Source organism: Chamaesiphon sp. OTE_20_metabat_361, from assembly GCF_031364565.1.
On record NZ_JANLWO010000015.1, the window covers coordinates 1 to 7,518 of the forward strand.

Consider the following 7,518-nt stretch of genomic DNA (forward strand, 5'->3'; position numbering starts at 1 on the left):
AGACCAGCATAATCGCTAATCCGATCGGTACCCGTCCGCAGTGTAAATAAAATCACGCAGGCAAAGGCACCCAAATTCATAAACAAGTAGACGAATAGGTAAAATACCATGCTGGCATAACCAGTCTCAGTACCGATTACCATCCCAATCATCACAAATCCAGCTTGCGCGATTGAGGAATAGCCTAGCATCCGCTTCATGCTCGTTTGTGCTAGTGCGACGACATTTCCCAACACCATACTTAAAATCGCCAGTGCGGTGAAGACAAAATGCCACTGCTCGATAACTTGAGGGAAGGCTGTCACGAGTAGTCGGATTGCCAGAGCAAAACCCGCTGCTTTGGAGCCGACAGATAAGAAGGCAACAACGGGTGTGGGCGAACCTTCATAGACATCCGGTGCCCATTGGTGAAATGGTACCGCTGAAATTTTAAAGGCAATCCCCGCAATCACAAATACTAAAGAGACAACCAAGCCGAGCGAGATACTCCCATTGGAATTTGCCATCCCAGTGGCGATTTCTGGTAAGGTAGTTTCGCCGCCAGATAGTCCATACAGCAACGACACACCATATAAGAATACCGCCGAACTCGACGCGCCAATTAAGAGGTACTTTAAGGCGGCTTCATTCGATCGCGGATCGCGCTTCATGTAGCCAGTCATCAAGTAGGATGAGATACTCAAGGTTTCCAACGACACAAAAATCGTCACTAGTTCGGTGGCTCCCGAAAGTAACATCCCACCCAAAGCGGCTGTCAATAAAATTGTCACGAACTCAGCCAAAGCTGTTCCCGTCTGCTCTACATAGCTAATCGACATCAAGATTGTCACCGCCGCCGAGAGCGCGACAATCCCCCGAAACGCTACACTCAGCGGATCGCTGCTATATGCACCAAAGAAAGCCACGGGATTGGGATTATCCCACTGCAATACCAGCGCCCCGATCGACGTTAATAGTCCACCCACGGCAACATAAGATAGACTGCGGGCTGCACTGCGCCCCAATATCAAGTCTCCAACCAGTACTATTAATAGTGTGGCGATGACGATTCCCTCTGGCAGAATCGCCCCAGCATTTAACTGGATAACTAAATCATTAAAATCCATAAGTATCTAACGTGAGAAGAACCGATCGTCGTCGTGCGCGTAGCTGCTTCTCGATTTTACAGCAATGCTGGATGTTAGGTTAGGTTCTACCTACTCTCGCTGTGGCAAAGTGCAACAATTGATTTCGTTGAGACACACCTTACCCCATTGCAGTGCCCAGCGGACGAGCGCGACACGATTATCGACACCCTCACCAGCTTTTTTGAGAATATTGCTAATGTGGTTGTCTACAGTACGTTTGCTAATTTCTAATCGCGCCGAGATTTCCTCATTAGTCAAGCCAGCAGTTACCAATTCGATTATTTCTATTTCCCGATCGGACATCGTAGCAGGTGTTTGCAGCTTATTATCATCGATCATCATCCCTGCCTTGTGTTATTGGTGTAAATCAGATTGTGCGTGCTTGCGATTCGCCAATGGCGAGGCTATCCCAACGATTCTAATCCCTTCATCTACCATGCTGCCACCTCGACGAGCGATCGTCGCAGCCAGCCAATCTTAGCGCCCACTATAGCTATTCATTATGCGCCCACAACACCGGAATTTGGCATAGTAACCAGCACTAACCGGATCGGTAGTGCGATCGGTCAAAATATCGATTCCAATCCCGTTCCTGCCCATTTGAATACCCGAGCTGTGAATATAGCGCAATTCACCTAAATGCAGTGCGACATGATCCGTTTTCTCTGGCGTACCAAAGAAAATCAGATCCCCAGGTAACATCTGCTCGATCGAGACTGGCTCGACAAAAGCTTCCTGCTGATAAGAGTCGCGTGGCAACCAAATCCCCTGCGATCCAAATGCCGCCTGCATCAAACCCGAACAATCATAATTCGGAGCCACCGTCCCCCCCCATAAGTAATGATTTGGTACTGCCATTGCTGCTTGCATAAAAGCAATAACTTTCGGGATACTCGCGGCAATTGTAGGGCGCTCGATTTCCACGAATTTATATAGATCGGTAGTCAATTCCAGATGCTCCACATCAGCCAGTTTCAGCCAAGCTGGATAATTATCTTCACGCGATCGAATCGGGAGAGCTTGCGCTGTTGGCGTTAGCGATTCGATCTGCAAATATCTACCAGCAGCGGCTTGCGTCGCCAATCCTTCACAAGCGGGGGAACTGTAGAGATCGAGATCTACTCGACATCGATACTCATTATTAGTAGATAATTTCATCTTAATTTTTTAATTATTTATCGGGGCGATCGAGCCATACTTCTCCGAAAAATCACTGATATTTAGCTCGACGATCGCCAGATCGATCGAGTGTAAATACCGAGCGATCTCAGTCACAGTAAATCCCAAAAAAGCGATTAGGATTGAGGATGCAGCACCCAAAGTTATCGAGCTAGATCTTGCTGGGAGCCAAAAGAACGCTCGATCGAATTGGCATTTTATAAAGTCTATACCGCTCTAGGCTCCCAATGTGTAATTTTCGATCGCGATTGGGGAATATTAGTAAAGCTGCCAGTTGCGCGATCGCGATGCTGTACGGCTACCGACAGCGACAACACACTTTTATCTTTAATTGAGGAGTCATTGACTGTGGCAATGAGACCACCTAAATATAACTCTCAAGGTTTCACCTTGATCGAAATGCTGGCAGTAATAACCCTGGCTGGCATCATCATGGGATTTGCCCTACCTTCATTTCTGTCACTGAATAAACCATTGCGCGATGGATCTTTGGCATTTAAGTCGCAGCTTAGTTTGATTCGATCGAAAGCGATCGCTAGCAGTCAAGCCTACCGGATTAGACCTAAGTATCTTACTGTTGCTGAAGTCACTGCGGCACGTCCAAATAGAACTTATCCGCAAGCTGCTAACAACTTCATCGTTGAATATGCTGCCAATTGTCAAGTAACTAAATATGGGGCTGGTACACCCAACGGTTGGATGGCAGCTTCTCAATTAGATCTAGATTTGCCAGAGGCTATTGGAGTTGTCTCGGCTCAAGTTGGTGGAACAGCAACTGCCGCAGGAACCTGGTCTTATCCGCTTGCCAACGGCGGGGCGACTGCCAGCCCCCCAGTTGATGCACCCTTAAATTGGAGCATCTGTTTTGACAATCGCGGAATTGTCTCTAACCCTGTATCTGTAACTTTTCAAGATTTTCAAGGCAATAATCGAGCGACATCGGCATCGATTGATGTTATTGGGGTCGGCAGTGTAGATATCACTACTAAGGATAGAAATAACACCACAATTCCGCTCGGCAGCGGCGATAATCCTGTTTACTAGACCATGCCAAATTTACAATATTTTTTAAAAGATATCATAAATTTATGATAGTTATTCTATTTAATATTTTTTAATAAAATCGATAAATTTATTTATGAATTTCAAATTACACGGCAAGAAAATCTATGGCTTCTCCAACAAAGAAGCCGGATTTAGTCTAATTGAGACAGTGATTGCGCTCACAACATTAGGAGTTTGTCTTGCTTATGCAATGCCATTATTCCTATATGCCAAAGTAAATAACTCAAAGAGTGAGATTCGCACGGGGGCTTTGATTGTATCTCAGCGAGTCTTCGATAAGATTCGATCGAAATCAATTACTTCTCTACCCAGCAATGATGGTGTAGCTAGTGCCTCATCAGTCAATCCTGTGTCGCAACCAGTTGATATTAGCGCTCCTACGCCTGAAGAGAGACTACTTACTAGAGCAATGGGGCGACAATACCAAACAACGGTTACTTATTGTGAGGGCGTAAGTACCGATTCAACAGTTTGTAGTGATAAGTATCGAAAATTTAAAGTAGAGGTAAGTTATAATGGCACCAAAGTATACGATCTTGAAGGTACTTATACACAATTCGAGTAAGATCCATAATTCCAAGCAAGGATTTACCTTGATCGAACTAATAGTGGGTCTATTAATGATGGTAATTGTTAGTAGCCTTGCACTGAATGCCTTTGTTGAAGCTAGTATCTCCTTTAATAAAGATAAAAAGAATATCGAATCTAATCAAAACCTCTCGGCTGTTTTAGAGATAATTGGTAATGATATCAGGCAAGCTGGAGAAGGGATTAACGATCCTAAGTTCCCAGTAATTAAAATCGAGCCTGCTGCTACCGGGGACATGCCAGGAAGCTCTAAAATTACTATTCGTAGAGCATTGACATCGCCTTTGACTTTGTGCGAGACAATTGTTGGGAGTGCAGCACCTAGCACTGCGGGTAAATTGACAGTTGCAGATGCGGCAAAACCGGATGCAACCTGTAATGTGGGAACATTAGTAACAACGACGGTACCAGCATCAATCTCTCGAACTAGCTCGGTAAAAGAAGTTCGTGACTATCGTTGTAAACTTGACGATCTTAATGCAGACTATTCTTTGTCTAGCACTACTGATTTTTGCCAAAGTCCAAAGGCGAGTCTAGACAAAGAGAATGTTCTTGCCGCAATGTCTGATGGATCTGGAAATATCCGCACGTTTCGTTACACAGACGATACAGAGGAGACTGCTAATACTAAATATACAATTAGTTTTACTGGTATTTTATCCGCAAGCTTACCAAATAACGGTACTTATGCTGCTGGTACCAGCCCTATTTATCTGATTGAAGAGAGAGTTTATACATTGGGTACCGACAACAGTGTTAAGTTGCAGATAGATGGCGGAACTACTGCAACACTAATTAAAGGAATTGCCCAATTCAAGGTGTCTGCTAGAGTTTACGGTAATAAAGAAACCAAAGAATCCGATACTATCAATGCTGCATCGCCTATTGTTCCACCCAATATGTTGCCATTGTCACGTCGGTGTGACTCGACTATCCCCTATTATATTTGTCAATTCAATAATACAACAACTCCTGATGATTGGAAAACGCTCCAGGGGGTCAAGGTCGAATTAGCAGCTAAGTACGATCCAACGGGACGCGCTGCTACAGCTACCACTGAAGATGCGGAGAAATTAAAAGCTATTGCTGAATATTTTCCAAGGAATGTTCTCTCCAAGTAATTGCGATATGCTTTAGTTAGATCGAGCGTATTATAGTGATATCCCTAGGAGCATCCAATGAGTTGGCAAAGTTCGCAAACGATAGTAGACAGAATTTGTGGGAGTTTGGCTTACTTACTCCCGATCGCGGATGTAGCCTTTTTTGGTTATTTCGCTGTTAACCAATTTCCGATCTTTGGCAACTTGTATCGATCGCTAGCACCAGTATTGCAGCTCAATGGTGGTTTTAACGGCTTTATCCTATTTATATTGCTGTATGCCTGCGTGGTCGTCAATCCCAAGGTCAGCCGCTTTATTCGGTTTAATGTGCTGCAAGCAATTTTGATTGGCATCTTGTTATTCCTGTGCGGGTTCCCGATCCGGTTTGCCTTGGAGAGCAACTTATTACCCATTGTTGTAATTCAGGTGTTGATGAATACCGTGTTCTTTGGCACTTGGGCGATCGTGGTCTATGGTATTATTTCGTCAGCATTAGGTCGATATACAGAAATTCCGCAGTTATCTCAGACTGCTCAGATGCAGGTCGATCGATTCTAACTCAGTCAGGTCATGGGTAACTAATAACCAGCAAATCACGCTCTAACTCGATCGAAACCATTGACTCGATCGCGGTCGATCTGTCATAATGAGAGGCTGTCTATTACCTACGCTCGGATCGGGTTAAATTTTAACAAATGTCTCACTATCTAGATTGAGACTACCCGTACGGCATTTCACATCTGTAAAATTTATGACTTACGCAATTATCGAAACTGGCGGCAAACAGATGCGCGTCGAACCAGGTCGCTTCTATGATATCGAATTGTTACCCGGTGAAGTCGATAGCACCGTCTCGATCGATAAAGTATTTTTACTCGAAAATAACGGCAGCATCCAAATCGGTCAACCGTTAGTAGCTGGTGTGACCGTTGAAGGTACCATCATGCGTCACTACCGGGCACGCAAGATCATCGTCTACAAGATGCAGCCTAAAAAGAAAACCCGTAAAAAACGCGGTCATCGTCAAGAAATGACTCGCATGATGGTTGATTCTATTAGCGTCAATGGTGCAGTTATTGCCACGGCTGAAGCTGTCGCTAAAGCTGAAGTTGAAGTTGTTGCCAGCTAGTAGCTAGAGACACCTAAGTCATCGCATCGATTCCGCAATTGCAACATAATTTTAGTAATCCGAGGTAATTATGGCTTCTAAGAAGGGTACGGGTAGTACTAGAAACGGTAGAGATTCAAATGCTCAGAGATTGGGCGTCAAAAAGTACGGTGGTGAAGTAGTCAAAGCTGGCAACATCATCGTGCGTCAGCGCGGCTCGTCTTTCCACGTTGGCAACAATGTCGGTCTGGGTAAAGATTACACCATTTATGCTCTGGTTGATGGCGTTGTTACCTTCGAGCGTCGTGGCAAAAATGGTAAAAAGATTAGCGTTTATCCTGTAGCGGTTGCTGCTTAAGATTTATCTCAAAGCTTAGGAGTCTAAAATGGGGGTATACCTGCGGGTGTATCCCTATTTTAGTTGGCGAGGGTTTAACAGTGCCAGAGATCCAACCAGTCGATCGAAAAGCGGTAGAAGAACTGCAATCGCTCTATCTGTACTGTTTGGTGAAAATGCGGAAGCTTAACACGATCGAAAATAAAACTGACGCAATTATCGAGCGATTGAGTCGCGATTGATATTTCGGGAGATTGGGAGCCTTGAAATCCCCCCATCAGTCTGAGCGGCGAGGATGTGCTGCCTGGGTTTATATAGCGATACCGTATTTATAGCAACTTCCCAGGTGCTTAGGACAGATCCCCAACTTCTTGAAAGGGGATCTAATCTCAAGGTTTAATAATGTCCTAGTCTGCAAAAAAAGTCTACCTAGCAAATACTAGATAGACTTATCGCAAATCATTAAATTCAGTCTAGAATAGACCCAAAGTTAAAGAAGTCGCGATCGGTAAAGTTGCACCGATACCTAAGTAGATCGTGAAGACAGTACCAAATAGGAAGACTGCCATTGCCACGGGACGACGGAAAGGATTTTGAAACTTGTTGACGCTCTCCAAGAAGGGAACGACTAATAGACCTAATGGTACGCCAGCCATGCAGGCGATTCCTAAGAGCTTGTTGGGTAATACGCGCAAGAGTTGGAATACAGGCCATAAGTACCACTCAGGCAAGATTTCCAATGGAGTCGCAAATGGATTGGCAGGTTCGCCAACCAGAGCGGGGTCGAGAATAGCTAACGCAGTACAACAACCGATCGTGCCAAAAATGACAACAGGGAAGATGTAGAGCAAATCGTTCGGCCAAGCTGGCTCGCCGTAATAGTTGTGACCCATGCCTTGAGCTAGTTTAGCTCTCAGCGCTGGATCTGAGAGATCCGGTTTTTTGAGAGTTGACATAGTAAATAATGACGTAAGGTTTGGTTATTTAGTGATGCCTCGATCGGAGTCGATCGGC

At 44.8% G+C, this 7,518-nt stretch carries 11 protein-coding genes; 7 read left to right on the forward strand and 4 right to left on the reverse strand.

Annotation, left to right across the window (positions count from 1 at the left end):
• The 3 genes from RMO35_RS00380 to RMO35_RS00390 all read right to left on the reverse strand — a co-directional run.
• On the reverse strand, nt 1–1,106 hold a 1,106-nt coding region (locus RMO35_RS00380), incomplete at its 3' end, for an NAD(P)H-quinone oxidoreductase subunit N (RefSeq protein ID WP_309737781.1).
• Nucleotides 1,107–1,196: 90 nt separating this feature from the next.
• Nucleotides 1,197–1,466, reverse strand: coding sequence for a helix-turn-helix transcriptional regulator (locus RMO35_RS00385; RefSeq protein WP_309737792.1), 270 nt, complete (start codon nt 1,464–1,466; stop codon nt 1,197–1,199).
• 138 nt (nt 1,467–1,604) lie between these two features.
• Nucleotides 1,605–2,285: a C40 family peptidase gene (locus RMO35_RS00390; RefSeq protein ID WP_309737782.1), complete on the reverse strand. Its 681-nt coding sequence runs from the start codon at nt 2,283–2,285 to the stop codon at nt 1,605–1,607.
• 210 nt (nt 2,286–2,495) lie between these two features.
• Here RMO35_RS00390 and RMO35_RS00395 point away from each other — a divergent pair, with 210 nt between their 5' ends.
• The 7 genes from RMO35_RS00395 to RMO35_RS00425 all read left to right on the forward strand — a co-directional run bounded on the left by RMO35_RS00395 (nt 2,496) and on the right by RMO35_RS00425 (nt 6,746).
• A complete protein-coding gene (locus tag RMO35_RS00395) occupies nt 2,496–3,350 on the forward strand; it encodes a prepilin-type N-terminal cleavage/methylation domain-containing protein (protein WP_309737783.1) in 855 nt (284 codons plus the stop codon).
• Nucleotides 3,351–3,444: 94 nt separating this feature from the next.
• Complete coding sequence (locus RMO35_RS00400) at nt 3,445–3,936, forward strand: type II secretion system protein (protein WP_309737784.1); 492 nt, start codon at nt 3,445–3,447, stop codon at nt 3,934–3,936.
• Nucleotides 3,887–5,080 carry a type II secretion system protein gene (locus tag RMO35_RS00405; RefSeq protein WP_309737785.1) on the forward strand — a complete coding sequence of 398 codons (1,194 nt, stop codon included), beginning with the start codon at nt 3,887–3,889 and terminating at the stop codon, nt 5,078–5,080. The genes RMO35_RS00400 and RMO35_RS00405 overlap by 50 nt, the downstream gene beginning before the upstream one ends.
• A gap of 57 nt (nt 5,081–5,137) precedes the next feature.
• Complete coding sequence (locus tag RMO35_RS00410; protein WP_309737786.1) at nt 5,138–5,617, forward strand: Tic20 family protein; 480 nt, start codon at nt 5,138–5,140, stop codon at nt 5,615–5,617.
• Nucleotides 5,618–5,810: 193 nt separating this feature from the next.
• Nucleotides 5,811–6,188: a 50S ribosomal protein L21 gene (gene rplU / locus RMO35_RS00415; RefSeq protein WP_309737788.1), complete on the forward strand. Its 378-nt coding sequence runs from the start codon at nt 5,811–5,813 to the stop codon at nt 6,186–6,188.
• A gap of 70 nt (nt 6,189–6,258) precedes the next feature.
• Entirely contained in the window at nt 6,259–6,525 is a 267-nt protein-coding gene (rpmA, locus tag RMO35_RS00420; RefSeq protein ID WP_295618876.1) for a 50S ribosomal protein L27, read from the forward strand.
• Nucleotides 6,526–6,605: 80 nt separating this feature from the next.
• The gene (locus RMO35_RS00425; RefSeq protein WP_309737790.1) at nt 6,606–6,746 is read left to right on the forward strand and encodes a hypothetical protein; all 141 of its coding nucleotides are present in this window, start codon (nt 6,606–6,608) and stop codon (nt 6,744–6,746) included.
• Between the two features lie 231 nt (nt 6,747–6,977).
• On the opposite strand, the gene petD is transcribed toward RMO35_RS00425, so the two are convergent.
• Nucleotides 6,978–7,460, reverse strand: a complete 483-nt coding sequence (gene petD / locus RMO35_RS00430; protein WP_309737791.1) for a cytochrome b6-f complex subunit IV — start codon at nt 7,458–7,460, stop codon at nt 6,978–6,980.
• Between the last annotated feature and the right edge of the window lie 58 nt (nt 7,461–7,518).

What these genes read in the sequence shown, in the direction of transcription:
- rplU (WP_309737788.1), top strand. Translation starts at nt 5,811, where the DNA reads ATGACTTACGCAATTATCGAAACTGGCGGCAAACAGATGCGCGTCGAA.
- RMO35_RS00385 (WP_309737792.1), bottom strand. Translation starts at nt 1,466, where the DNA reads ATGATCGATGATAATAAGCTGCAAACACCTGCTACGATGTCCGATCGG.
- RMO35_RS00400 (WP_309737784.1), top strand. Translation starts at nt 3,445, where the DNA reads ATGAATTTCAAATTACACGGCAAGAAAATCTATGGCTTCTCCAACAAA.
- RMO35_RS00390 (WP_309737782.1), bottom strand. Translation starts at nt 2,285, where the DNA reads ATGAAATTATCTACTAATAATGAGTATCGATGTCGAGTAGATCTCGAT.
- RMO35_RS00410 (WP_309737786.1), top strand. Translation starts at nt 5,138, where the DNA reads ATGAGTTGGCAAAGTTCGCAAACGATAGTAGACAGAATTTGTGGGAGT.
- RMO35_RS00405 (WP_309737785.1), top strand. Translation starts at nt 3,887, where the DNA reads ATGGCACCAAAGTATACGATCTTGAAGGTACTTATACACAATTCGAGT.
- rpmA (WP_295618876.1), top strand. Translation starts at nt 6,259, where the DNA reads ATGGCTTCTAAGAAGGGTACGGGTAGTACTAGAAACGGTAGAGATTCA.
- petD (WP_309737791.1), bottom strand. Translation starts at nt 7,460, where the DNA reads ATGTCAACTCTCAAAAAACCGGATCTCTCAGATCCAGCGCTGAGAGCT.